Raw genomic sequence first — 23,469 nt, 5'->3', positions numbered from 1 at the left:
CCCCGACCGGTCGGCAGGATGTGCCGGTGACCCACCGCCGCCCCGGTCTGGGCTTCGCCCTCGTGAGCCTCGGAGCCCTGCTCTTCATCGTCAACGCCGGGGTGTCGCGCGTCGTCCTCCGCTCGGGGGTCTCGCCCGACGAGCTGACCACGACGCGCATCACCGGGACCGCTCTCGTGCTCCTGCTCGTCGCGCTGCTCTTCCGGCGTACGGCGCTGCGGCCGCCGACCGGGCGGATGGCGCTGCTCCTCCTGCTGCACGGCGTGGTCGGCGTCGCGGCGCTGCAGTGGACGTACTTCGTGGCGATCGACCGGCTGCCGGTCGGGCTGGCGCTGCTGCTGGAGTACCAGGCGCCGCTGCTCGTCGCGTTGTGGGCGCGGTTCGTGCAGGGCGAGACCGTGCGGCGACGGGCCTGGCTGGGGCTCGGGACCGCGATGTTCGGGCTGGCGCTGGCCACCGGGATCCTCCAGGGCGAGCTGGCCTGGGACGGGCTCGGGCTGCTCGCCGGCCTCGGGGCCGCGGTCTGCTTCGCGACGTACTTCCTCGTCGGCGAGCACGGCGTCGCCAACCTCGAGCCGCTCCGCGTCGTCCTCTGGTCCTTCGGGATCGCCGCGGTCGCGATGAACGTCGCCTCGCCGATCTGGCACTTCCCCGAGGGCGTCCTCGACGTCGACGTGTCGCTGCTCGGCCGGCTCGCCGACGTCACCGTCCCGGGCGTCCTCGCGGTCGGCTGGGTCGTGGTGCTCGGCACGCTGGTGCCGTTCGCCGTCGAGGTCGTCGCGCTGCGCCACCTCTCCGCGTCGACGGTCACGATGGTCGCGATGCTCGAGCCCGTCGGGGTGGCGCTGCTCGGGTGGCTCTGGTTCCGCGAGGACCTCGGCACCGTCGCGACCGTCGGCTGCCTGCTGGTGCTGCTCGGGATCATCGCGGCGCAGAGCGGCCGCGCCCCGCACCCGCAGGAGCCGCCGCACCTGGCTGCGCCGTAGCCCGCTCCTCAGGACACCCCCGGGGAGCCGCCGCGGGGAGCCGTAGCCTACGGACGTGAACGCCCCCCGCCCTCGTGCCGCGCTCGCCGCCGTCCCGGCCTACGTCGCAGGGCGGCCGCCGACGCCGGTGGAGGGGCTGGAGAGCTACAAGCTGTCCTCCAACGAGAACCCCTTCCCGCCGGTGCCCGAGGTGCTCGAGGCGGTGCAGGCGGCGGCGCAGACGATGAACCGCTACCCCGACATGGGGTCCACGGCGCTCTATGCCGCGCTCGCCGACCACCTCGGCGTACGCACGGAGGAGCTGGCGGTGGCGACCGGCTCGGTCGCGCTGCTCTACCACCTGGTGCAGGCGTTCTGCGACCCCGGCGACGAGGTCGTCTACGCCTGGCGGTCGTTCGAGGCCTACCCGATCGCGACCGCGGTCTGCGGCGCCACGGCGGTGCAGGTCCCGCTCACCGCGGACGGCCGCCACGACCTCGACGCGATGGCCGCCCAGGTCGGCGAGCGCACGAAGGTCGTGCTGCTCTGCACCCCCAACAACCCGACCGGCCCGGCGCTGCGCCACGGCGAGGTCGAGGCGTTCCTGGCCCGGGTGCCGTCCGACGTCGTGGTCGTGCTGGACGAGGCGTACGGCGAGTTCGTCCGCGGCGAGGACCGGCTGGACGCCCTCGCCCTGCTGCGGCAGCACGGGAACGTCGCGGTGATGCGGACCTTCGCCAAGGCCTACGGGCTCGCCGGGCTGCGGGTCGGCTACCTCGTCGGCTCGGACGTCGTGGCCGGTGCGGTGCGGGCCTGCGCGCTGCCGTTCGGGGTCTCCGGCGTGGCCCAGGCGGCCGCTGCCGAGGCGCTGCGCCACCAGGCCGCGATGGAGGGGCGGGTCGCCGCCCTCGTCGCCGAGCGCGACCGGGTGCACGCCGGGCTGCTCGAGCAGGGGTGGAGCTCCCCCGAGCCGCAGGGCAACTTCGTCTGGCTGCCGCTCGGCGCCGACACCGCGCGGTTCGCCGGGGCGGCCGAGGCCCAGGGGCTCGTCGTGCGGCCCTACGGCGAGGACGGCGTGCGCATCACGATCGGCGAGGTTCCCGCCAACGACCGGTTCCTGCGGGTCGCCGCCGAGTTCGAGCCCAAGGCCTGACGGTCAGCGTTCGGCGACCGCCCGTTCGGCGCCGGTGTCCGGGACGACCTCCTCCGCGCGCCTCCGTTCGGAGGTGATCACGATCGCCACCGAGGCGACCACGATCCCGCCGCCCACCACGGTCGCCGTGGTGATCCGCTCGTCGAGCACCAGGAAGCCGAGGACCACCGCGACCACGGGGTTGATGTAGGCGTAGGTCGCCACCAGCGAGATCGGTGCGTGCGCCAGCAGCCAGACGTACGCCGAGAACGCCACCACGGACCCGAAGACGACGAGGTATCCCCACGCCGTCCAGGTGCGCAGGTCGTGGTCGACCCGGATCGTCTCGCCGGCGAGCAGCCCGGCCACCGTGGCCATCACGCCGCCGAGGAGCATCTCCCACACGGTCACGACGAACGCGTCGTCCGGGAGCCACACCCGCGGCTGGAGGTAGGAGCCGAGCGCCCAGCAGGTGCCGGCGAAGACCACGATCAGCGACGGGCCGAGCGGCGAGCCGTGCGGGTCGTCGCTGCCGAGCAGCACCAGCACCGTGAGCCCGGCGAAGCCGCTGAGCACGCCGAGCAGCGTCTGCAGCCGGGGCACGTCGCGCTCGAGCAGCCGGAACACCACGATCGCCAGCGGCGCGACCGCGATCAGCAGCGCCGCCGTCCCCGACGTCGCGCCCTTCGACTCGCCGACCGCGACGACGCCGTTGCCGAGCAGCGGCAGCATCAGCCCGAGGAACGCGCAGCCGAGCAGCTGGTGCCGGGTCACCCGGAGCCACCGGAACCCGCGGCGGGCGGCCACGATCGCCCCGAGCAGGAGGCCGGCGGCGATGTAGCGGGTCCCCATCGCGGTCAGCGGGTCGGCGTCCTCGGTGACGATCCGGATCCCGAGGTAGGTGGAGCCCCACACGACGTAGACGATCCCGAGCGCGACCGCGACCGCCACCCACGGCGCAGAGGAGCGGGTCGTCCGGGGGTCCGTCATCAGGTTCCTTCCGCTGCGGTGTCCGTCGTCCTTCGACCGACCCGCCACGCTATCCGCGGCCTGCCTCCGGCGTCGCGCGAGTTCCCGTCGGCGTCCGTCGATCGACCGCCATCCGGGCCGTCACCCCGGCTGCAGGAGGGGTTCCGGAGCCGGTACCGTGTGCCTTGACCGGGCGCTGTGGCACCGGTCACACCGATGCGCCGGCGCACACCCACGCCGCGGGGCGGTGGCTCCAGCAAGCCGGTCGCGGAGACCCCGCGCCGACCACCCGAGGAGTGCCATGAGCAGTGCTGTCGACGGCGCCGACACCGGTGCCCTGACCACCGATCCGACCACCGACCTCCACGAGGCCGGCCCTGAGCTGGTCCAGCTCCTCACCCCCGAGGGCGAGCGCGTCGACCACGCACGCTTCACCTTCGGCGCCGGTCTGAGCGCCGAGGAGGAGGCCGAGCGGATCCGCGGCTTCTACCGCGACATGGCCCTGGTCCGCCGCCTCGACGTCGAGGCCACCGCCCTCCAGCGCCACGGCGAGCTCGGGCTGTGGGCGCAGCTGTTGGGCCAGGAGGCCGCCCAGATCGGGGCGGGACGCGCGCTCCGCCCGCAGGACTTCGTCTTCCCGACCTACCGCGAGCACGGCGTCGCCTGGTGCCGCGGGGTCGACCCCGTCGAGCTGCTCGGCCTCTTCCGCGGCGTCGACCAGGGCGCCTGGGACCCCAAGGCGAACAACTTCGGGCTCTACACGATCGTGATCGGCGCCCAGACGCTGCACGCGGTCGGCTACGCGATGGGCGTCCAGCGCGACGGCCACGTCGGCACCGGCGACCCGGAGCGGGACACCGCGGTGGTGGCCCACTTCGGCGACGGCGCCAGCAGCCAGGGGGACGTCAACGAGGCGTTCGTGTTCGCGGCGTCGTACAACGCCCCGGTGGTGTTCTTCTGCCAGAACAACCAGTGGGCGATCTCCGAGCCGATCGAGCGGCAGACCCGGATCCCGCTCTACCAGCGGGCCAAGGGGTTCGGCTTCCCCGGCGTCCGCGTCGACGGCAACGACGTCCTCGCCACCCACGCGGTGATGGAGGCGGCGCTGCAGCGGGCCCGCGACGGCCAGGGGCCGACGTTCGTGGAGGCCTACACCTACCGGATGGGCGCGCACACCACGACCGACGACCCGACCCGCTACCGGCTCTCCGACGAGCTCGAGCAGTGGAAGCTGAAGGACCCGATCGAGCGGGTCAAGGCCTACCTGACCCGCAACGGCCTCGTCGACCAGGCGTTCCTCGCGGAGGTCGACGAGGAGGCCGAGGCGCTCGGCCGTCGGCTCCGCGAGGGGTGCCACGCGCTCCCCGACCCGCACGTCCTCGACGTCTTCGACCAGGTGTACGCCGAGCAGACCGAGGAGCTCGCCGAGCAGAAGGCCGGCTACGCGGCGTACCTCGACACCTTCGAGCCGGAGGCAGCCCGATGACCACGATGACGCTGGCGAAGGCGCTCAACGCCGGGCTGCGCCGGGCGATGGAGGACGACCCCAAGGTGCTGGTGATGGGGGAGGACGTCGGCAAGCTGGGCGGCGTCTTCCGGATCACCGACGGGCTTCAGAAGGACTTCGGCGAGGAGCGGGTGATCGACTCCCCGCTCGCCGAGTCGGGGATCGTCGGGACCGCGGTCGGGCTCGCGATGCGGGGCTACCGGCCGGTCGTCGAGATCCAGTTCGACGGGTTCGTCTACCCGGCGTACGACCAGATCGTGTCGCAGGTGGCGAAGCTGCACTTCCGCTCCGGCGGCAAGATCCCGATGCCGATGGTCATCCGGATCCCGTTCGGCGGCGGCATCGGCGCGGTCGAGCACCACAGCGAGTCGCCCGAGGCGCAGTTCGCGCACACGCCGGGGCTCAAGGTCGTCGCCTGCTCGAACCCGGTCGACGGCTACTGGATGATCCAGCAGGCCGTCGCCTCGGACGACCCGGTGGTCTTCCTCGAGCCGAAGCGGCAGTACCACGCCGACAAGGCGGAGGTCGACGAGGACGCCGTCCCTGACCCGCTGCACGTCTCCCGGGTGGTGCGGGCCGGCGAGCACGCCACCCTGCTCGCCTACGGGCCGACGGTGAAGGTCTGCTACGCGGCGGCGACCGCGGCGGCTGAGGAGGGCAAGGAGCTCGAGGTGATCGACCTCCGCACCCTGTCCCCGCTCGACATGGCGCCGGTCTACGACTCGGTGAGCCGCACCGGCCGCGCCGTCGTCGTCCACGAGGCGCACGTGAACCTCGGGCTCGGCGCGGAGCTCGCGGCCCGGGTGACCGAGCGGTGCTTCTACTCGCTCCAGGCGCCTGTGCTCCGGGTCGGCGGGTTCGACACCCCCTACCCGCCGGCGCGGGTCGAGGAGGAGTGGCTCCCCGACCTCGACCGGGTGCTGGACGCCGTCGACCGCACGCTGGCCTACTGAGGAGGACGAGTGGCTGCCCACGAGTACAAGCTGCCCGACGTCGGCGAGGGGCTGACCGAGGCGGAGATCGTCAGCTGGCGGGTCAAGGTCGGGGACACGATCGCCGTCAACGACGTGGTGGTGGAGATCGAGACCGCGAAGTCGCTGGTCGAGCTCCCCTCGCCGTACGCCGGGACGGTGACGGCGCTGCTGGTGGAGGAGGGGACCACGGTCGCCGTCGGCACCCCGATCATCGCGGTCGACGACGGACAGCCGTCGGACGCCGCCCCGGAGCCGCCCGCCGAGCCGGCCGCGCCCGCGCTCGACCTGTCGAACCCGTCGGCGGGGAGCAGCGGCGGCACGCTCGTCGGCTACGGGCCCCGGTCGGGGTCGGCGCGCCGCCGCGCCCGGAAGGGGCCGGTCACGCCCTCGACCGTCGGGGCGTCGGCCGCGCAGATGCAGGTGCAGGGCTCGTTCGCGCCCGGTGGCGCGGACACCTCCGAGGTGGTGCCGGGCGACGAGCCGCCGGTGCCCGCGACGCCCGCCCGTGAGCCGGTGCGCGGCGTCTGGTCGGTCGGCGGCGTGCTGGCGAAGCCGCCGGTCCGCAAGCTCGCCCGCGACCTCGGCGTCGACCTGGCGTCGGTGACGCCGTCCGGGCCGGGCGGTGTCGTGACCGCCGAGGACGTGCAGGCCGCGGCCGGAGGCGCCGCTGCGCCGGCAGCCCCGCAGGCCCGACGGGCCGCGCCCACGCTCGAGGAGCGGCGCGAGCCGGTCAAGGGCGTGCGGAAGATGATGGCGCAGGCGATGGTGCGGTCCGCCTTCACCGCCCCACACGTGACCGAGTGGGTGACCATTGACGTCACGCGCACAAGAAAGCTCCTCGAGCAGCTGCGGGCCGACCGTGCCTACGAGGGGCTGACGGTGTCGCCGCTCCTGATCGCGGCGAAGGCGGTGTGCCTGGCGGCGCGTCGTACGCCGGAGGTCAACGCGCACTGGGACGACGCGACCGACGAGGTCGTCTACTCCGGGCAGGTGAACCTCGGGATCGCGGCGGCCACCTCGCGCGGGCTCGTCGTCCCCAACGTCAAGGGCGCGGACACGCTGACCCTGCCGGAGCTGTCCAAGGCGCTGAACGAGCTGATCGCCACCGCGCGCGAGGGGCGCACCCAGCCCGCCGACATGGCCGGCGGCACCTTCACGATCACCAACATCGGCGTCCTCGGCGTCGACGCGGGCACCCCGATCATCAACCCGGGCGAGGGCGCGATCCTCGCGCTCGGCGCGGTGAAGAAGCAGCCGTGGGTGCACAAGGGGAAGGTGCGGCCGCGCGACGTCACGACGCTGGCGCTGTCGTTCGACCACCGGTTCATCGACGGGGCGAAGGGATCGCAGTTCCTCGCGGACGTGGCCTCGATCCTCCACGACCCGGCGCGGGCCCTGACCTTCTGAGGTGACCGTGGTGCCGAGGACCGTCCCCGAGGTGGTCGAACGGCTCCGCGCGATCGACGCTGCGCTCCCGGCGGACGACGGGGTGGCGGTGTTCAACCGGATGTACCTCACCGTCACCGAGCGGATCGGCGCGCTGCTGGGCTCTGACGCCTCGGCCTTCGTCGACCCGCCCCTCGTGGCGGAGCTCGACGTGGTCTTCGCGCGGCTCTGGATCGAGGCGTACGACGAGGTGGCCGGCGGGCGCCGCGCTCCGGTCGCCTGGCGGCCGCTGTTCGAGGCCCGGCACGGCGGCCGGTGGCCGGTGCAGTACGCCCTCGCCGGGATGAACACCCACATCGAGCACGACCTGCCGCTCGCCGTCGTCGCCACCTGCGAGTCGCGGGACGTCGCGCCCGAGGCGATGCACCGGGACTACGAGGCGGTCAACGCGGTGCTCGCCGAGGTGGAGGCGGAGGTCCGTCGCGGGTTCCTCACCTCGGTGGGCCAGCGGGTCGACGACCACGTGGGCCCGGTCGTCCACCTGGTCAGCTCGTGGCACATCGACAAGGCGCGCGACCTGTCCTGGGTGACCGCGGAGACGCTCTGGGCGCTGCGGGGGACGAGCCTGCTGAAGGGCCGGTTCCTCGACGCGCTGGCCCACACCGTCGGGATGACCAGCCGGACGCTGCTCGCGCCCTGCCGGTAGCTCAGCGGGCGATCGCGGCGGTGGTCGCGTCGGTGGCGGCGACGAGGTCCTCCGGTGCGAGCTCGATCTCCAGGCCGCGCCGGCCGCCGGAGACGTTCACGGTCGGCCAGTCGAGGGCCGAGACGTCGACGACCGTGCGGTGGCGACGGCGCTGGCCGAACGGGGAGATGCCGCCGACGACGTACCCCGTCGCGCGCTCGGCCGCAGACGGGTCGGCCATCGCGGCGCGCTTGCCTCCGACGGCGGCCGCGAGGGCCTTGAGGTCCAGCTGACCGGTCACCGGGACGATCCCGACGACGAGCTGCCCGTCGACGTCGGCGAGCAGCGTCTTGAAGATGCGTGCCGGTTCGACGCCGAGCGCCTCCGCCGCCTCCAGCCCGTAGGAGGGCGTCGCGGGGTCGTGCTCGTAGCTGTGCACGGTGTGGGCGATCGACGCCGCCGTCAGCGCGGTGACGGCGGGCGTGGCGCCCCGTGCGGCCTTGCGTCCCATGAGGTCATCCTGGTGCCGGCGCCCTTGGAACCGTGAGCGGGGAGTCCTTGACGCACCTGGTGGATCAGGGGCTCCCCGTTGATGCTCGGGTCAGGACTTCATGGCGACGCCGATGCGCCAGTACCCCATGAACGCCACCTGCTTCCGGTCGAGCCCGGCGTCGCGGACCAGGTGGCGGCGGAGCCGGGTCACCATCGCGGCCTCGCCGGCCACCCAGGCGTACAGCCCGCCGGCCGGCTCCGAGCCCGGCTCGATCTCCTCGCCGGAGGAGGAGTACGTCGGCGTCTCCCACAGGTCCGGGTCGATGACCTCGACCTGCTCGTCGGCGTCGTACTGCAGGTTGAACAGCGCGAGGACCGCCTTGCAGGCCCGCTCGCCGTGGCGGGCGCCGTTGCGCGGCAGCCAGGCCAGCTGGACCCCGGCGGGGACGCGGAGGTCGAGGACGTCGCCGTCGGAGGGCACCTCGAGGTACACCTTGCCGGCGGCGTCGTCGGGAAGGTCCTCGAGGATGCTCGCGACCGCGGGGACGGCGGTCTCGTCGCCGACCAGCAGCAGCCGCTGGGCGACGCCGGGAGCGAACTCGATGCCGCCGTAGGGGAATCCCTTCCGCGGGGCGAGCAGCCCGATCCGGTCGCCGATCTTCGCCTCCGCCGCCCAGAGCGACCCGGGGCCGGTGGCGCCCTCGGCGAGGTGGAGGACGAAGTCGACGACGATCCGGGTGTCGGTGCCGGTGCCGACCACGTCGCGGATGGTGTACGTGCGGACGCAGCCGCGGGTCTCCTCCGGCATCGCCTGCCACGCCTGCCACCAGCCCGGGCCCTGGAGCGCCGGGTCGTTGAGGTCGGGGAGCCCGTGGGGGCCGGGGAAGAGCAGCTTGATGCGCTGGTCGTAGAGCGGCCCGTCGACGCCGAAGTCGGCGAGGGCGTCGGCCCCCAGCTCGATCCGGACGAACGCCGGGGTCAGCCGCTCGACACGGCGGACCTCGACCTCGGCGAGGATCAGCGGGAGCACGGGGGTGCCGGTCTCGGAGGTGGTGGCGGTCATTGGGGCGCTCCTCTGTGGTGGCGGCCGATGGGCAGGATCAAGGGGGTCCCGGAGACCGGGTCGACGACGACGCGGCTCTGCAGCCCGAAGACGTCGGAGACCATCGCCTCGGTGACGACCTCGGCGGGCCGCCCCTCGGCGTAGACCTCGCCGCCGCGGATCGCGACGAGGTGGTCGGCGTAGCGGGCGGAGAGCCCGAGGTCGTGCAGGACCATGACGACGGTGGTGCCGCGGGTGCGGTTGAGGTCGACGAGCAGGTCGAGGACCTCGACCTGGTGGGCGATGTCGAGGTACGTCGTCGGCTCGTCGAGCAGCAGCAGGTCGGTCTCCTGGGCTAGCGCGAGGGCGAGCCACACGCGCTGCCGCTGGCCGCCGGAGAGCTCGTCGACGTTGCGGTCGGCCAGGTCGACGGTGTGGGTGAGGGTCAGCGCGTCGACGACCGCTTGCTCGTCCTCCTTCGACCAGCGCCCGAAGACCCCCTGGTGGGGGTGGCGGCCGCGCGAGACGAGGTCGACGACGGTGACGCCGTCGGGGACGACCGGGCTCTGCGGCAGCAGCCCGAGCTTCTTGGCGACCTGCTTGGTGGGGAGCGTGTGGATCGCCTCGCCGTCGAGGACCACCGAGCCGGAGGTCGGCTTCAGCAGCCGGGCGAGCCCGCGAAGCAGCGTGGACTTGCCGCAGGCGTTGGCCCCGACGATCACCGAGACCTGGCGGTCCGGCACGGACAGGCTCAGCTCCTTGACGACGGCGCGCTCGCCGTACCCCAGGGTGACCTGGCCGGCCTCGAGCCTCGAGGTCGTGGTGGGTCGGTGGCGCACGGGCCGGGTCTCGGTCATGCTCAAGAGCCACTCCTTCCGGTGCGGCCGCGGGTCAGCAGCCAGAGCAGGAACGGGGCACCGACGGCGCCGGTGACCACGCCGACGGGATAGTTCCCGCCCGGCATCCAGTAGTCGGCCGCGAAGTCGGAGCCGACGACGACGATCGCGCCCACGAGCGCGGAGCCGAGCAGCGTGGTCGCGCCGGCGTTGACGGCCCGCGCGATCGGGGCGGCGAGGAACGAGACGAAGGCGACCGGCCCGGCGGCGGCGACCGCGACCGCCACCACCGTCACCCCGATCAGCAGGAGCACGTCGCTGCGCACCGGGCGGACACCGAGCCCCGTCGCGGCGTCGGCGCCCAGCTCGACCACCGGAAGCGACCGGGCCGCCCAGGCGACCAGCGGCACGGCGACCACGAGGAGCAGGGTCAGGACCCGGACCGTCTCCCAGTCGGCGGCGCTCACGCTGCCGGTCAGCCAGCGGAGCACCAGCTGGGCGTCGTGGACGTCGGTGCGGGTGAAGAGGTACTGGATCACCGACTGCAGCGCGGCCGCCGCCCCGACCCCGACGAGCACGAGCCGGTACCCGGCGCCCGTCGGTCCCTGCCGGTTGCCGGCCGCCCAGCGGACGAGGAGCGCGACCCCGATGCCGCCGAGGACCGCCGCCACCGAGAGGGCGACGCCGGCCATGTCGAGGACGACGATCGCGAAGACGGCTGCGGCGCTCGCGCCGAGGTTCATGCCGAGGATGTCGGGGCTGGCGAGCGGGTTGCGCAGCGTCGCCTGGAAGATCGCGCCGCCGACGCCGAACGCCATCCCGGCCAGGAGGCCGAGCAGCGCCCGCGGGAGCTTCACCTCCATGACGATGTACGACGCCCCCGGGATCGTCTCGCCGAACAGGATCCGGAAGAAGTCCGGGATCGTGACCGTGAAGTCGCCGAGCAGCACGCGGGCCGTGAGCACCCCGAGGAGCAGCAGGGACAGCCCGGCGATCACCAGGGCGTGGCGACGACGGGGCCGGCGCCGGGCCGTGCGGACCAGCGTCACGGCGTCGGGGCGGACCGCCTCGAGCGTGGCCATCAGAGGGAACCCAGCCGGCTGCGGCGGATCAGGGCGACGAACACCGGGACGCCGACGACGGCGGTCATGATGCCGACCTGCACCTCGGTCGGCGGGAGGACCACCCGGCCGACGGTGTCGGCGAGGGTCACCAGCGAAGCGCCGTACACCGCGCTCAGCGGGAGGAGCCGTGCGTGCGCCGGGCCGACGAGGGTCCGCGCGACGTGCGGGACGACAAGCCCGACGAAGACCACCGGCCCGGCGAGCGCGGTCGCACCGCCGCACAGCAGGACCACCGCGGCGCCGACGAGGAGCCGGTCGCGGGCCGGGTGACGGCCGAGCCCGGAGGCCATGTCGTCGCCGAGCGCCAGGGAGTCCAGCGCCCGGACCGCGACCACCGCGATGAGCGCCCCGAGGACCAGCAGCGGCAGGACGGGGAGGAGCACGTCGTACCCCCGGCCGCCGACGGTGCCGACCTGCCAGAACCGGAAGGTCTCCATCGTCCCGCGGTCGGTGAGCAGGACCCCGGAGATCCAGCTGGTGAGCGCCGCGGTCACCGCGGCGCCGGTGATGACCACCTTGACCGGCGTCGCGCCGTCGCGGCCGAGGCTCGCGACGGCCTGGACGAGCAGGAGGGTGAGGGCGGCGCCGATGAAGGCGAACCAGAGGTACGCCGAGAGGTCCGAGAGCCCGAGGTAAGTGATCGCGACGATCATCGCGAACGAGGCGCCGGCGTGGACCCCGAGGATCCCGGGGTCGGCCAAGGGGTTGCGGGTCAGCCCCTGGAGGCAGGCCCCGCCGACACCGAGGGCGGCGCCGACGGTGACCGCGACGAAGGTCCGCGCGAGCCGCGCCCCCGCGACCGCGTGGCCCGGGTCGTCGGCGTCGAGCAGCGCGTTCCAGGAGACCGAGGTGGAGCCGACCAGGATGGAGAGGACGACGCACGCCGCGAGCAGCAGCAGCCCGACGCCGGCGGCCGTGGACAGCCCCGTGCGCCCGCCCGACGCCACGGGGCGTCGGACGGGCGACGGAAGCTGTGCGGTGCTCACGCGCGGGAGGCTCAGTTCCCGTCGACCGCGGCGGCGACCTGCGGGATGAACGTCTCCATCGCGTAGGGCAGCGACAGCGGCGAGGGCGAGGACATGCCCAGCGCGTCGGTCTGGTCCGTCGAGGCCAGGACGTTGCCCGACTTGATCGCCGGGATCTGGCCGAGCAGCGGGTCCTTGGTGAACGTCTCGAGGTCCTTGTCGGTCTCGGCGTAGGTGATGAAGACGTCCGACTCCATCTCCGGCGCGCGCTCGGCGGAGACGGTCCCGTAGAACTGCCCCGGCTCGGCGAGCTCCTCGATGATCGGGGCGTTGACCATCCCGAGGTCGACCAGGATGTCCGGCCGCGCGTCGCCCGGCAGGTAGAAGTCGATCTTCGAGGTGTCCGTGGTGGTCAGGTACGCGAAGATGAAGCTCTTCCCGACGATCTGCGGGTTGTCCTCGGCGGCCTGGTCGAGCGCCGCCTCGGTCTCCTCCTGGACCTCGTCCGCGAGGTCGTTGCGGCCGGTCGCCTGGCCGACCATCTCGAGGGAGTCCTCCCAGTCGGTGAGCCACGGGTCGTCCGGGTAGGCGACGACCGGCGCGATCTTCGAGAGCTTCTTGTACTCCTCGTCCGTGATCCCGGAGTTCGTCGCCAGGATCAGGTCGGGGGTGAGCTTCGCGATCTCCTCGACCGGCGCGCCGTCGGCGTCGCTGTACCGGGTCGGCTGCTCCCCGCCGAGCTCCTCGAGCTTCTCGTCGAACCACGGCGTCGACATCTGGTCGTTTCCGCCCCAGCTGATCTCGAGGGCCCCGACCGGCACGATCCCGAGCGCAAGCAGGTGGTCCTGGTCGACCCACCCGAGCGTGGCGATCCGCTTCGGCTCCTCCTCGATCGTCGTCTCGCCGAACGCGTGCTCGATCGTCACCGGGAAGGCGTCCTCGTCGACGGCGCTCTCCGCCTCCGAGCCCGAACCGCCCTCCTCCGGGTCGCTGGTGGAGGTGGTGCTGCAGGCCGCGAGCGCGACGGCGCTGACGGCCGCGGCGAGCGGCAGGCCGACGCGGCGCCCGAGAGCACGTCGGAGGGGAAGTCGGGTCATGGCTCCTCTTCAGGTTAGGCGTACCTAAGTGAGGCTAACCTCGCCTACCCTGGTCCCCGCAAGCCGGTGTGCCCGCCGTCTCAAATCCGTGACGTGACGCGGGACCTGTGGCGAACCGCCCCTCGTGGCGCGAGGGGCGGTTCAACTAGAGAGGCCCGCCACGAAGGGCGGCTCAACACCCTCAGGGGCGGGCGCGGGTCGCCTTGAGGCCGCGGACGTCCTGCCGCCGCAGCCACGCCAGCTCGTGCCGGAGCACGTCACCCATCCGCTGGCAGAACGCCTCCGGCTCGTCCGCTGCGTCCGGGAGCTCGGGGACGACGATGTCGACGATGCCGGCCTCGAGCAGGTCGAGGGAGCGCACCCGCTGCGACCGGGCGAGCTCGGCGGCGTGGTCGAGGTCGCGGTGGACGATCGCGCTCGCCCCCTCCGGCGGGAGCGGGGAGAGCCAGGCGTGCTGGGCGGCGACGACCCGGTCGGCCGGGAGCAGCGCGAGCGCGCCGCCGCCCGTGCCCTGGCCCAGGATGAGCGAGAGCGTCGGGGCGTCGAGCCGCACCAGGTCGGCCAGGCACCGCGCGATCTCGCCGGCCAGCCCGCCCTCCTCGGCCTCCACCGACAGCGCGGCGCCGGGGGTGTCGATGATCGTCAGCAGCGGCAGCTGCAGCTCCGCAGCGAGCCGCATCCCCCGCCGAGCCTCGCGGAGGGCGCCGGGACCGAGGGGTGCGAGCTCGGTCTGGCCGCGCCGGTCCTGGGCGAGGAGCACGCACGGGGTCTCCCCGAACCGCACGAGCGCGAGGATCAGCCCGGGGTCGCGCTCCCCCTGGCCGGTGCCGTTGAGCGGGACGACGTCGGTGGCGGCGTACTTCAGCAGCCGTCGCACGCCGGGCCGGTCCTCCCGCCGCGAGCGGGTGACCGACTCCCAGGTGTCCACGTCGGTGACCGGGGGGAGCGGCGCGGCCGGCACGACGACGTCGCCCTCGGCGGTCAGGATCGTGAGCGCCCGGTCGAGGACGTCGGCGATCTCCTCGGGCTCGACGATCGCGTCGATGATGCCGTGGGCGTACAGGTTCTCCGAGGTCTGCACCCCCTCGGGGAACGGCTGCTGGTAGATCGCCTCGTAGACCCGCGGACCCAGGAACCCCAGCAGCGCCTGCGGCTCGGCGACCGTCACGTGGCCCAGCGACCCCCACGACGCCATCACGCCGCCGGTCGTGGGGTGGCGGAGGTAGACGAGGTACGGAAGTCCCGCCTCCTTGTGCTGCGCGATCGCCGCCGAGATCTGCGCCATCCAGACGAACGCGGGGGTGCCCTCCTGCATCCGGGTGCCGCCGGAGACCGGTGCGGCGACGAGCGGCAGCCCTTCCGCGGTCGCCCGTCGTACGGCGGCCACGACCCGGCGTGCGGAGGCGACGCCGATCGAGCCGGCCAGGAACCCGAACTCCCCGACGACCACCGCGATCCGGCGCCCCCGCATGGTCGCCGACCCGGTCAGCACCGACTCGTCGACCCCCGACTTCTCGGCCGCCCGGGCCAGCTCGGCGGCGTACCCCTCGCTCACCGCGCCGCGGTCGGGCGGCGTGTCCCAGGACTCCCACGAGCCGTCGTCGAGGACGAGGTCGATGAGGTCGTGGGCGCTGAGCCGCTTGCGGCCGCTCACCGGAGCGCCCCGCTCGTCAGCGGCAGCTCGAGCATCGTCACCTGGTTGCCCGGGTCCCCGCGGCGACCGACCTCGACGAAACCGCGGTCGCGGTGGAACGCCAGCGACGGCTCGTTGGGCGGGTCGATGTTCACCTCGAGCGCGAGCCGTCCGTACGCCGCAGCCACCGACTCGACCTCGTCGTAGATCGCCGCCGCGACCCCTCGCCTCCGCATCGTCGGCTCCACCGCCACCCGGTCGAGGTAGTAGAAGGCGGTGCCGAAGTGGTCGACGAACCAGCGGTAGTTCGCCGAGTCGTACGGCGTGTCCGGGCCGAACGTCATCACGAACCCGGCGAAGCGGCCGTCGACCTCGGCGACCGTCAACCGGTCGGCCCAGGAGGTCAGCAGGGACAGCCGTTCGGCGTCCATCGCGGACACGAGTGGCACCTCGAGCGCGTTGAGCCGGACGATCGCGTCGGTGTCGTCGGCGGTGGCCGGGCGGAGCGTCACGGCGGAGTTGGCCATGCGCAGAGGATGCATGATCGCCGAAGGATCGGCATCGCGTGGGGCTTTCTGAGACTTTTCCGAAACCGGTTGGACCAATTCCCGACATGCTCGCCCAGAGCGGCCCGAATGCGTACATTGGCGTTACCAGATGGTTTCCGGCTCGTTCTCCCAGGTACGCGAGTCCGGATGCCTCGGGAGGGTGAGGGATGGAACTGCTGGACGTGTCGCTGACCGAGCTTCAGCGACGGAACCGCGCCGCCTTCGTGGCGTGCGCCGAGCTCGACGGTGAGCTGTCGCCGGGCGAGCGGGTGGTGCTCCGTGACGACGAGGGCGAGTACTTCTCGGCCTCGGTGGTCGACACCGACGAGTTCGCCGGTGAGGACCGCTACCTGCTCAAGGTGGGCGTGCGGCTCCCGGAGGAGCACGCCATGCGACGGCTCGGACGGGTGCTGCCCTCGCCGCGCAGCGCCGTCGACGACGACATGGACGAGCTGCTCGACCTGCTCGCCGACGCCCGGGCGATGCTCGCCGGTGCGTCGGTCCCGCCGCAGCGCCGCGGCTGACCGGGCGTCATCCAGTGCAGCTGGGCTGATCTCCGCGCGCCGGAGGGCCCATCTGCACAGGATCAGGGTCAGAGCCGGTGCAGCACGACGGGCAGCCCGTCGGCCGGACTGGGCAGTGAGGTCATGTCCCAGCGCACGTCGTACCCCTCCGGTACGGCGACCCGGTGGGTGAGCAGGACCCGGTGCACCAGCGCCTTCACCTCGGCGCGGCCGAAGTTCATCCCGATGCACTTGTGGACGCCGCCGAAGGGCATCGACGCGTAGCGGTGCTGCTTGTCCTCGCGTCGCGGCTCGTCGAAGCGGGTCGGGTCGAAGGAGTCCGCGGCCGCCCACAGGTGCGGGAGCAGGTGCGAGGCCCAGCCCGAGACGTTCACCACCGTCCCGGCGGGGACGTAGTGGCCGAGGATCTCGGTGTCCACGACCGCGCGGCGGGCCATGCCCGGCACTGGCGTCACCAGCCGCATCGCCTCCTCGAACACCAGGTCGAGCGACTCGAGCTTCTCGGTCCCCGGCAGGTCGATCGGGCCGTCGCCGTACGCCCGTGACTCCTCGCGGCACCGCTCCTGCCAATCCGGGTGCTTGGCCAGGAAGTAGAGCGTCGCGGTCGTGGTGATCGTCGAGGTGTCGTGGGCCGCCATCATGAGGAAGATCATGTGGCTGACGACGTCCTCGTCGGTGAACGCGTGCCCCTCGTCGGTCTCGACGTGGCAGAGCGCCGCGAAGAGGTCCTGGTCGTCGGAGGCGCGCTTGGCGGGGATGCGGGCCCGGAAGTACTCCTCGAGCAGCGCCCGTCCCCTGAGCCCCCGGTGCCACCGGAGCCCCGGCACCGGTGCGCGCACCACGGCCAGCCCCGCACGGACGCAGTCGACGAAGGCTTGCGCGACCTCTGCGGTCTCCGGGCTCCGCCGCTCCTCCTCGTCAGCACCCATGAACACCGCCGCAGCCACGTCGAGGGTCAGCTGCTTGAGCGCCGGGTAGAGCAGGAACGGCTCGTCGGTCGGCCACGCCGGGACCTGCGCGTCGATGATCGGGGTCAGCTGCTCGACGTACGCCTCGAGACGGGGGCGGGTGAACGCCTCCTGCATGATCCGGCGGTGGTACTTGTGCTCGTCGCCGTCGAGCAACATCAAGCCCCGCTTGAAGAACGGGCCGATGAACCACTCCCAGCCGTCCTGCGAGAACGCCTTGTCCTTGTTGACCAGGACCGCCTGTGACGCGTCCGGGCCGATCGCGGAGACCACCTTCATGCCGAGCACCCGGGTCCACGAGACCGGCCCGAACCGCTCGTACTGCTCCAGCGAGAGCTCGGGGCCGCGGCTCATCATCGCCAGCGTCTTGCCGACGACCGGCAGCCCGCCCTCCCCCATGACCGGCTTGAGCCCGGAGCCGGCGGGCGGCTCGGCGAGCGGTTCGACCTTGCCGGGAAACCTGTCCTGCAGGGCGAGGACGTACTTGTCGCCCGGATAAGAACTGAACGTCGGACGGTGCTGCCTCGCCACGTCGAGCAGCCGGGACATCAGAACACCTTCTTCGTCAGCCACTTCTTCCAGGGCTTGTACGGCGGGCGCAGGATCGGTGCGTCGATCGACCGGGACGGCTTGCGTAGCACCGCCTTGCGGTGGCTGAACGTCTCGACGCCCCAGCGGCCGTGGTACGCGCCGTAGCCGCTCGCGCCCACACCGCCGAAGGGGAGGTTCGAGACGCCGACGTGCAGCATCACGTCGTTGACGCAGAAGCCGCCGGACGAGGTCTCGTCCCGGAGCCGGTCGGCCACCTCGTCGGAGGAGGTGAAGACGTACAGCGCCAGCGGCTTGTCGCCGGACACGATCGCCTTGATCGGCTCGTCGAGGTCGTCGTACACGAGCACCGGCAGGACGGGGCCGAAGATCTCCTCGCCCATCAGCGCCGCTCCGGGATCGGTCACCCGGGCCACCGTCGGGGCGACGTACCGGGCGTCGAGGTCGACGTCGCCGCCGCAGACCAGGTCGTAACCGCCGGCGTCGAGCAGCGTCCGGATCCGCTGCGTGTGGCGGCTGTTGACGATCCGGCCGAAGTCCTTGCTGCTGCGCGGGTCCGCGCCGTAGCGGTCGGTGATCTCGTCCTCGACGAGCCGCAGCAGCTCGTCTGCCACGTCACGGTGCACCCACAGGTGGTCGGTCGCGATGCAGGTCTGGCCGGCGTTGACGAACTTGCCGTACGCGATGCGGGCCGCGGCGTACTTCAGGTTCGCGTCGGAGTGGACGATGACCGGGCTCTTGCCGCCGAGCTCGAGAGTGACCGGGGTCAGGTGCCTCGCGGCGGACGCGGCGACGATCCGCCCGACGGTGCCGTTGCCGGTGTAGAGGATGTGGTCCCACGGCCTGTCGAGCAGCGCGGTGGTCTCGTCGACACCGCCCTCGACGACGGCGACGGCGGCCGGATCGACGTACTCCGGGATGAGCCGGGCCATCGCGGCCGAGGTGGCCGGCGCGACCTCCGACGGCTTGCAGACCACCGTGTTGCCGGCGGCGATCGCCGCAGCCAACGGGGCGACCAGCAGCTGGATCGGGTAGTTCCAGGGCGCGATGACCAGCACGGTGCCGAGCGGCTCGCGGACCACCTGGGCACGGGCCGGCTGGAAGAGCATCGGCACCTTGACCTTCTCCGGCGCGAGCCACGACTCGAGGCCGGAGACCAGCTCCCCGATTTCGCGGGCGGTGAGCCGGAGGTCCATCGCCCACCCCTCGAAGGGCGGGCGGCCCAGGTCGGCGGCGAGCGCGGCGACCAGCTGGTCCTCGTTGTCCTCGAGCATCCGCACCAGCGCGGCGAGCTGCTGCTTGCGCCACTCCAGCGGGCGGGTGCGACCGGAGGCGTACCCGGCCCGGACCCGGGCGACCGCGGCGTCGATCTCCTCCCTCGAGGTGCTGGGGGTCGGATCGACGTCGGACGCAGCCGTCTGGGTCATGGCACCTCCACCGCCGGCGGACCGGCGCGGCCGGTCACGGCCCGGGGGCCGCGACGTTGACAGTGAGACTGTCAGCGTGCCGTCCGCCGAAGGTCCTGGCAACCCCGACCCGTCGCATCTTCACGCCGGATCCCCGCCGAGCCGTCGCATCTTCACGCCGGATCCCCGCCGAGCCGTCGCATCTTCACGCCGGCTCGGCGCCAGAACAGCGTGAAGACGCGACGACTCGACCCTCAAATGGCGTGAAGATGCGACGGCTCGACCCTCAAATGGCGTGAAGATGCGACGGCTCGACCCTCAAATGGCGTGAAGATGCGACGGCTCGGCGCTAGGACGGCGTGAAGATGCGACGGGTCGGCGGGGCAGGCGACGGCGGGGTCAGGCGACGGCGGTGCCGGTGCTGGCCGCGCCGGAGGCCGATCGGGTCGAATCGGTGGACGTTCCGATCGCGCCGGAGGTCGCGGCCTCGACGAAGGTGACGATCTCCTCGAGGGCCAGCCGGGACTCGGGGGTGAGCTCGGTGAGGACCGGGAACGCGTGCACCTGGCCCTCCCAGATCTGCAGCGTGCAGGGGACGCCGGCCTCGGCGAGCCGGTCGGCCATCAGCTCGGCGTCGACGCGGAGCACCTCGCCCTCGGCGCAGATGATCAGCGACGGCGGCATCCCGGCGAGGTCGGCGTTGACAGGGGAGTGGTGCAGCTCGGGGTGGTCGCCGACGACCATCCGGCCGACCCGGCGGAGCCGGCGGGCGGGGATGTAGGCGTCGCGGCGCGAGTTGTGGTGGCGGACCTTCGCCATATGGTCGAAGTCGAGCCACGGCGACAGCCCGACGACGCCGGCGGGCTGCGGCTGGCCGTCGTCACGGATCCGTAGCGCGGTGGCGAAGGCGAGGTGGCCGCCGGCCGAGTCGCCGGCGAGCACGACCTTGTGCGGCGGGTGGCCCTGGCGGAGCAGCCAGCGGTAGGCGTCCTCGCAGTCCGAGACGCTGTCGTCGAGCCGCCCCTTCGGCAGCTGGCGGTAGTCGACTGCGAGCACGGTCATGCCGGTGCGCTCCGCGAGCCGCTCGACGATCCGGCGGTGGGTGCCCATGCCGCAGAGCAGGAACGCCCCGCCGTGGAAGTAGACGATCGCGCCGTCGCTGGTCGGGCCGTCGATCGGTGTGACGAGCTCGCCGCGCCAGGTGCGCCCCTGGACGGGGCGGTGGACGGTGGCCGAGAGCCGCGGGAGGAGTGCCGCCGTACGGTCGACCAGCGGCATCAGCCGGGCGGCGGGGCCGCAGAGCGGGTAGTAGCGCAGCACCGGACGGGCCACGACCTTCGCGACGGTGTGGACGACGGCCGAGTGGCGGCTCGCGCCGATCCGGTGCTCGATCATCGCCGCCCCCTTCGGATCCCGTGTGTAACCCGGCGTCCGGGTTGATACCCCTTTGTGACGCCGATCATGCCTCCGGGGTTCCCGTCCCCCGACGAGCCGTGCCCCCACAGCGCGACCGCGTGCGAGCAGTGTGCACCCCGGAAACCCCTCCGGGAAGGGTCCAACGCGCCGGATTCCGTGCAGGACAAGGGGTTTCCGCGATTGGATCGGTCGAACGCCGGGCTGGGCGGCGGCCGGGCCGCTCGTGGTCGTAGGGTCGGCCCCATGAGCGCCGGCCTCAACCTGCCGCCCGCCCCGGTCGTCGAGGGGGCCGAGCACCTGCACTCCGGGAAGGTCCGGGACCTCTACCGGCTCCCCGACGGCAACCTGCTGATGGTCGCGAGCGACCGGATCTCGGCGTACGACTTCGTGCTCAGCACCCCGATCCCCGACAAGGGCGCGATCCTGACCCGGATGTCGCTGTGGTGGTTCGAGCGGCTGGCCGACCTCGTGCCCAACCACGTCGTCTCCACCGACGTCCCCGAGCAGCTGCGGGGCCGCGCGGTCGTCTGCGAGCCACTGTCGATGTACCCGGTCGAGTGCGTTGCGCGCGGCTACCTCACCGGGTCGGGGCTGCTCGACTACCGGGAGACCGGCGAGGTCTGCGGGATCCCGCTGCCCGCGGGGCTGGAGGACGGCAGCCGGCTCGACGAGCCGCTGTTCACGCCGGCCACGAAGGCCGAGCTGGGCGACCACGACGAGAACGTCTCGTACGACGCGGTCGTGGCCACCGTCGGGGAGGAGCGCGCCGAGGAGCTGCGCGCGCTCACGCTCGAGGTGTACGCGCGGGCCGAGGGGCTCGCCCGGGAGCGCGGGATCATCCTCGCCGACACGAAGCTGGAGTTCGGGGCGCGGCCCGACGGCACGACGGTGCTCGGGGACGAGGTGCTCACCCCGGACTCGTCCCGGTTCTGGCCGGCGCAGTCGTGGGAGCCCGGTCGGCAGCAGCCGTCGTACGACAAGCAGTTCGTCCGCAACTGGCTGACCTCGCCGGCCAGCGGGTGGGACCGCACGTCGGGAGAGCCGCCCCCGCCGCTGCCGGAGGAGGTCGTGGCGCAGACTCGGGAGAAGTACGTCGAGGCCTACGAGCGGCTCACCGGCGAGAGGTTCTGAGGTGGCGCGCTTCTCGGTCCGGGTCGCGGCGCCGGTCCCGGAGGTCTACGAGTACCTCGCCGACCCGCGCCACCGCCCGGAGTGGCAGTCGAGCCTCCGCTCGGTCGACCTGCTCACCGACGGCCCGCCGCGGGTCGGCACGGCGTGGATCGACCGCACCACCGCCGGCGTGAACCCGCGGATGGAGATCATCGGGCTGGTCCCGCCGGGCAGCGGGTCGTCCGAGCCGGTCACCTGGAGCGAGGCGGGTGAGTGGCGGGGCATCCGGGCGATGCTCACGCTGACCTTCGAGCCGGCCGCCGAGGACCCGCAGGAGACCTGCGTCTGGGTCGTCGTCGACATCATCTCCGGCCCGGTGTGGCTGCTCCCGGTCCGGTCGGTGCTCCGGCTGCTCGCCCCCACGGCGGTGCGCAGCGACCTGCGCCGGGCGGCGCGGATCATCGAGTCCCGCTAGCACCGGGCGGGCGACCGCTCTGGATCCGTGATTACCGGCCGGTTACCTTGTGCGCCTACATGCGCGCCTGCGCCGGCACCCGGGAGGTCTCCGTGCTCAACCTGTCCGTCGTCCTCGAGGACTCCGCCCGCAAGCACCCGGACCGGGACGCGGTCGTCCTCGGGGAGACCCGGCTGACCTACGCCCAGGTAGACGGGTTGGCGAACCAGGTCGCGAACCTCCTGGTGGCGCGAGGGATCGAGCCCGGCGACAAGGTGGCGCTGTCGTGCCCGAACCTGCCGTACTTCCCGATCGTCTACTTCGGCATCCTCAAGGCCGGCGCCGTCGTCGTGCCGCTCAACGTGCTCCTCAAGGGCCGCGAGATCGCTTACCACCTCGACGACTCCGACGCAAAGGCGTACGTCTGCTTCGAGGGCACCCCCGAGCTGCCGATGGCGGCCGAGGGTCACAAGGGGTTCCAGGACGCCGCGCGGTGCGAGCACTTCTTCGTGATCACCGCCCAGCTCGGCGCCCCGTCGCCGATCGAGGGCGTCGAGACGCTGGTCGAGGGGATCGGCGGCCACCCGCAGCAGTTCTCGTCGGTGCAGACCGCGGAGACCGACCCGGCCGTCATCCTCTACACCTCGGGCACGACCGGGCAGCCCAAGGGCGCCGAGCTGAGCCACTCCAACCTCGTGCTCAACGCCCTCGAGTCCTGCCGGATGCTCGGCGTCTCGCCGACCGGTGAGCGGCACCTCGTGACCCTGCCGCTGTTCCACTCCTTCGGCTCGACGGTGCAGATGAACGCCGGCTTCGCCAGCGGCTCCACGCTGGTGCTGCTGCCGCGGTTCGAGGCGGAAGCGGCCGTCAAGCTCCTCGAGGCGGAGGAGATCACGTTCTTCGCGGGCGTCCCGACGATGTACTGGGGGCTGCTCGGCGCGCTGGACGACGCGGGTGTCGACGTCGACCGCATCGCGTCGAACCTCAACGTCGCGGTGGCCGGGGGTGCGAGCCTCCCGGTCGAGATCCTCCGGGAGTTCAAGGCCCGGTTCCACGTCGACATCTTCGAGGGCTACGGCCTCTCCGAGACCTCGCCGGTGGCGACCTTCAACCAGAAGGACCGTCCCGCCAAGCCCGGCTCGATCGGCTACCCGATCTGGGGTGTCGAGGTGAAGCTCATCGACGCCGAGTGGAACGAGGTCAACGCCGACGGCTCCGACCCCGACGCGGTCGGTGAGGTCGCGATCCGCGGCCACAACGTCATGCGCGGCTACTACAACCGCCCCGAGGCGACCGCCGAGGTCATGCGCGACGGCTGGTTCCGCACCGGCGACCTCGCTCGTCGCGACGAGGACGGCTACTACTACATCGTCGACCGGGCGAAGGACATGATCATCCGCGGCGGGTTCAACGTGTACCCGCGCGAGATCGAGGAGCTCCTCCTGACCCACGAGGCCGTCTCGCTCGTCGCCGTCGTCGGGGTGCCGCACGAGTCCCACGGCGAGGAGATCAAGGCGATCGTCATCAAGGCGCCGGGCGCCGAGGTCACCGAGGACGAGCTCGTCGCGTGGTCGAGGGAGCGGCTGGCGTCGTACAAGTACCCGCGGATCATCGAGTTCCGCGACGCCCTCCCGATGACCGCGACCGGGAAGATCCTCAAGCGCGAGCTCTGACGTCGACAGGCCGG

The 23,469-nt window shown here is 72.7% G+C and carries 22 protein-coding genes; 10 read left to right on the top strand and 12 right to left on the bottom strand.

The window, feature by feature from the left end:
• Nucleotides 1–26 precede the first annotated feature (26 nt).
• Nucleotides 27–986 (top strand): EamA family transporter, encoded by a 960-nt coding sequence (locus FIP57_RS08635; protein ID WP_162529729.1) that lies wholly within the window; start codon nucleotides 27–29, stop codon nucleotides 984–986.
• Between the two features lie 55 nt (nucleotides 987–1,041).
• A complete protein-coding gene (hisC, locus tag FIP57_RS08630; RefSeq protein ID WP_148573138.1) occupies nucleotides 1,042–2,118 on the top strand; it encodes a histidinol-phosphate transaminase in 1,077 nt (358 codons plus the stop codon).
• A 3-nt stretch (nucleotides 2,119–2,121) separates the two neighbouring features.
• Here the strand turns inward: hisC and FIP57_RS08625 are convergent, their stop codons facing one another.
• Nucleotides 2,122–3,087, bottom strand: a complete 966-nt coding sequence (locus FIP57_RS08625; RefSeq protein ID WP_148573137.1) for an EamA family transporter — start codon at nucleotides 3,085–3,087, stop codon at nucleotides 2,122–2,124.
• 280 nt (nucleotides 3,088–3,367) lie between these two features.
• On the opposite strand from FIP57_RS08625, the gene pdhA reads away from it, so the two are divergent.
• The 4 genes from pdhA to FIP57_RS08605 are packed head-to-tail and all read left to right on the top strand — an operon-like array spanning nucleotide 3,368 to nucleotide 7,639.
• The gene (gene pdhA / locus FIP57_RS08620) at nucleotides 3,368–4,552 is read left to right on the top strand and encodes a pyruvate dehydrogenase (acetyl-transferring) E1 component subunit alpha (RefSeq protein WP_148573136.1); all 1,185 of its coding nucleotides are present in this window, start codon (nucleotides 3,368–3,370) and stop codon (nucleotides 4,550–4,552) included.
• The gene (locus FIP57_RS08615) at nucleotides 4,549–5,526 is read left to right on the top strand and encodes an alpha-ketoacid dehydrogenase subunit beta (protein WP_148573135.1); all 978 of its coding nucleotides are present in this window, start codon (nucleotides 4,549–4,551) and stop codon (nucleotides 5,524–5,526) included. Before pdhA ends, FIP57_RS08615 begins: the two co-directional genes overlap by 4 nt.
• A gap of 9 nt (nucleotides 5,527–5,535) precedes the next feature.
• Nucleotides 5,536–6,954, top strand: a complete 1,419-nt coding sequence (locus tag FIP57_RS08610; RefSeq protein WP_148573134.1) for a dihydrolipoamide acetyltransferase family protein — start codon at nucleotides 5,536–5,538, stop codon at nucleotides 6,952–6,954.
• 10 nt (nucleotides 6,955–6,964) lie between these two features.
• Complete coding sequence (locus tag FIP57_RS08605; protein ID WP_203231136.1) at nucleotides 6,965–7,639, top strand: DUF5995 family protein; 675 nt, start codon at nucleotides 6,965–6,967, stop codon at nucleotides 7,637–7,639.
• Between the two features lies 1 nt (nucleotide 7,640).
• Here the strand turns inward: FIP57_RS08605 and ybaK are convergent, their stop codons facing one another.
• The 8 genes from ybaK to FIP57_RS08565 all read right to left on the bottom strand — a co-directional run bounded on the left by ybaK (nucleotide 7,641) and on the right by FIP57_RS08565 (nucleotide 15,334).
• On the bottom strand, nucleotides 7,641–8,129 hold the full coding sequence (gene ybaK, locus FIP57_RS08600; protein ID WP_148573132.1) for a Cys-tRNA(Pro) deacylase: 489 nt from the start codon (nucleotides 8,127–8,129) through the stop codon (nucleotides 7,641–7,643).
• A 90-nt stretch (nucleotides 8,130–8,219) separates the two neighbouring features.
• A complete protein-coding gene (locus tag FIP57_RS08595) occupies nucleotides 8,220–9,173 on the bottom strand; it encodes a siderophore-interacting protein (protein WP_148573131.1) in 954 nt (317 codons plus the stop codon).
• Nucleotides 9,170–10,009, bottom strand: coding sequence for an ABC transporter ATP-binding protein (locus FIP57_RS08590; protein WP_148573130.1), 840 nt, complete (start codon nucleotides 10,007–10,009; stop codon nucleotides 9,170–9,172). The genes FIP57_RS08595 and FIP57_RS08590 overlap by 4 nt, the downstream gene beginning before the upstream one ends.
• 2 nt (nucleotides 10,010–10,011) lie before the next feature.
• Nucleotides 10,012–11,070 carry a FecCD family ABC transporter permease gene (locus FIP57_RS08585; RefSeq protein ID WP_148573129.1) on the bottom strand — a complete coding sequence of 353 codons (1,059 nt, stop codon included), beginning with the start codon at nucleotides 11,068–11,070 and terminating at the stop codon, nucleotides 10,012–10,014.
• The gene (locus FIP57_RS08580; protein ID WP_238993363.1) at nucleotides 11,070–12,098 is read right to left on the bottom strand and encodes a FecCD family ABC transporter permease; all 1,029 of its coding nucleotides are present in this window, start codon (nucleotides 12,096–12,098) and stop codon (nucleotides 11,070–11,072) included. The genes FIP57_RS08585 and FIP57_RS08580 overlap by 1 nt, the downstream gene beginning before the upstream one ends.
• A gap of 11 nt (nucleotides 12,099–12,109) precedes the next feature.
• Nucleotides 12,110–13,174 (bottom strand): iron-siderophore ABC transporter substrate-binding protein, encoded by a 1,065-nt coding sequence (locus FIP57_RS08575; RefSeq protein ID WP_148573128.1) that lies wholly within the window; start codon nucleotides 13,172–13,174, stop codon nucleotides 12,110–12,112.
• A 181-nt stretch (nucleotides 13,175–13,355) separates the two neighbouring features.
• A complete protein-coding gene (locus tag FIP57_RS08570) occupies nucleotides 13,356–14,828 on the bottom strand; it encodes a carboxyl transferase domain-containing protein (RefSeq protein WP_148573127.1) in 1,473 nt (490 codons plus the stop codon).
• Nucleotides 14,825–15,334, bottom strand: coding sequence for a GNAT family N-acetyltransferase (locus FIP57_RS08565; RefSeq protein WP_162529728.1), 510 nt, complete (start codon nucleotides 15,332–15,334; stop codon nucleotides 14,825–14,827). Before FIP57_RS08565 ends, FIP57_RS08570 begins: the two co-directional genes overlap by 4 nt.
• 188 nt (nucleotides 15,335–15,522) lie before the next feature.
• Here FIP57_RS08565 and FIP57_RS08560 point away from each other — a divergent pair, with 188 nt between their 5' ends.
• Entirely contained in the window at nucleotides 15,523–15,879 is a 357-nt protein-coding gene (locus FIP57_RS08560) for a hypothetical protein (RefSeq protein ID WP_148573125.1), read from the top strand.
• Between the two features lie 68 nt (nucleotides 15,880–15,947).
• On the opposite strand, the gene FIP57_RS08555 is transcribed toward FIP57_RS08560, so the two are convergent.
• The 3 genes from FIP57_RS08555 to FIP57_RS08545 all read right to left on the bottom strand — a co-directional run bounded on the left by FIP57_RS08555 (nucleotide 15,948) and on the right by FIP57_RS08545 (nucleotide 20,197).
• Nucleotides 15,948–17,396 (bottom strand): cytochrome P450, encoded by a 1,449-nt coding sequence (locus FIP57_RS08555; protein WP_148573124.1) that lies wholly within the window; start codon nucleotides 17,394–17,396, stop codon nucleotides 15,948–15,950.
• Nucleotides 17,396–18,823, bottom strand: coding sequence for an aldehyde dehydrogenase family protein (locus FIP57_RS08550; protein WP_148573123.1), 1,428 nt, complete (start codon nucleotides 18,821–18,823; stop codon nucleotides 17,396–17,398). The genes FIP57_RS08555 and FIP57_RS08550 overlap by 1 nt, the downstream gene beginning before the upstream one ends.
• Before the next feature lie 378 nt (nucleotides 18,824–19,201).
• Entirely contained in the window at nucleotides 19,202–20,197 is a 996-nt protein-coding gene (locus tag FIP57_RS08545; protein ID WP_148573122.1) for an alpha/beta hydrolase, read from the bottom strand.
• Between the two features lie 264 nt (nucleotides 20,198–20,461).
• Here FIP57_RS08545 and FIP57_RS08540 point away from each other — a divergent pair, with 264 nt between their 5' ends.
• From FIP57_RS08540 to FIP57_RS08530, 3 genes are read left to right on the top strand one after another with little or no spacing between them, the layout of a single operon-like run.
• The gene (locus FIP57_RS08540) at nucleotides 20,462–21,349 is read left to right on the top strand and encodes a phosphoribosylaminoimidazolesuccinocarboxamide synthase (protein ID WP_148573121.1); all 888 of its coding nucleotides are present in this window, start codon (nucleotides 20,462–20,464) and stop codon (nucleotides 21,347–21,349) included.
• A gap of 1 nt (nucleotide 21,350) precedes the next feature.
• Nucleotides 21,351–21,803, top strand: a complete 453-nt coding sequence (locus tag FIP57_RS08535; RefSeq protein ID WP_148573120.1) for an SRPBCC family protein — start codon at nucleotides 21,351–21,353, stop codon at nucleotides 21,801–21,803.
• 59 nt (nucleotides 21,804–21,862) lie between these two features.
• Nucleotides 21,863–23,455, top strand: coding sequence for a long-chain-fatty-acid--CoA ligase (locus FIP57_RS08530; protein WP_203231135.1), 1,593 nt, complete (start codon nucleotides 21,863–21,865; stop codon nucleotides 23,453–23,455).
• Nucleotides 23,456–23,469: the final 14 nt, after the last annotated feature.

Origin of the sequence: Nocardioides caldifontis, assembly GCF_008087345.1 — a bacterium.
GTDB classification, from domain to species: Bacteria; Actinomycetota; Actinomycetes; order Propionibacteriales; family Nocardioidaceae; genus Marmoricola_A; species Marmoricola_A caldifontis.
This window is presented reverse-complemented; position numbering and strand designations above follow the sequence as displayed.

Bases quoted from the DNA above. Each gene is read 5' to 3' on its own strand.
- FIP57_RS08615 (WP_148573135.1), top strand. From the start codon at position 4,549: ATGACCACGATGACGCTGGCGAAGGCGCTCAACGCCGGGCTGCGCCGG.
- FIP57_RS08530 (WP_203231135.1), top strand. From the start codon at position 21,863: ATGCGCGCCTGCGCCGGCACCCGGGAGGTCTCCGTGCTCAACCTGTCC.
- FIP57_RS08595 (WP_148573131.1), bottom strand. From the start codon at position 9,173: ATGACCGCCACCACCTCCGAGACCGGCACCCCCGTGCTCCCGCTGATC.
- FIP57_RS08540 (WP_148573121.1), top strand. From the start codon at position 20,462: ATGAGCGCCGGCCTCAACCTGCCGCCCGCCCCGGTCGTCGAGGGGGCC.
- FIP57_RS08590 (WP_148573130.1), bottom strand. From the start codon at position 10,009: ATGACCGAGACCCGGCCCGTGCGCCACCGACCCACCACGACCTCGAGG.
- FIP57_RS08575 (WP_148573128.1), bottom strand. From the start codon at position 13,174: ATGACCCGACTTCCCCTCCGACGTGCTCTCGGGCGCCGCGTCGGCCTG.
- FIP57_RS08555 (WP_148573124.1), bottom strand. From the start codon at position 17,396: ATGTCCCGGCTGCTCGACGTGGCGAGGCAGCACCGTCCGACGTTCAGT.
- FIP57_RS08560 (WP_148573125.1), top strand. From the start codon at position 15,523: ATGGAACTGCTGGACGTGTCGCTGACCGAGCTTCAGCGACGGAACCGC.
- FIP57_RS08625 (WP_148573137.1), bottom strand. From the start codon at position 3,087: ATGACGGACCCCCGGACGACCCGCTCCTCTGCGCCGTGGGTGGCGGTC.
- FIP57_RS08550 (WP_148573123.1), bottom strand. From the start codon at position 18,823: ATGACCCAGACGGCTGCGTCCGACGTCGATCCGACCCCCAGCACCTCG.
- FIP57_RS08565 (WP_162529728.1), bottom strand. From the start codon at position 15,334: ATGGCCAACTCCGCCGTGACGCTCCGCCCGGCCACCGCCGACGACACC.
- pdhA (WP_148573136.1), top strand. From the start codon at position 3,368: ATGAGCAGTGCTGTCGACGGCGCCGACACCGGTGCCCTGACCACCGAT.
- ybaK (WP_148573132.1), bottom strand. From the start codon at position 8,129: ATGGGACGCAAGGCCGCACGGGGCGCCACGCCCGCCGTCACCGCGCTG.
- FIP57_RS08545 (WP_148573122.1), bottom strand. From the start codon at position 20,197: ATGATCGAGCACCGGATCGGCGCGAGCCGCCACTCGGCCGTCGTCCAC.
- FIP57_RS08585 (WP_148573129.1), bottom strand. From the start codon at position 11,070: ATGGCCACGCTCGAGGCGGTCCGCCCCGACGCCGTGACGCTGGTCCGC.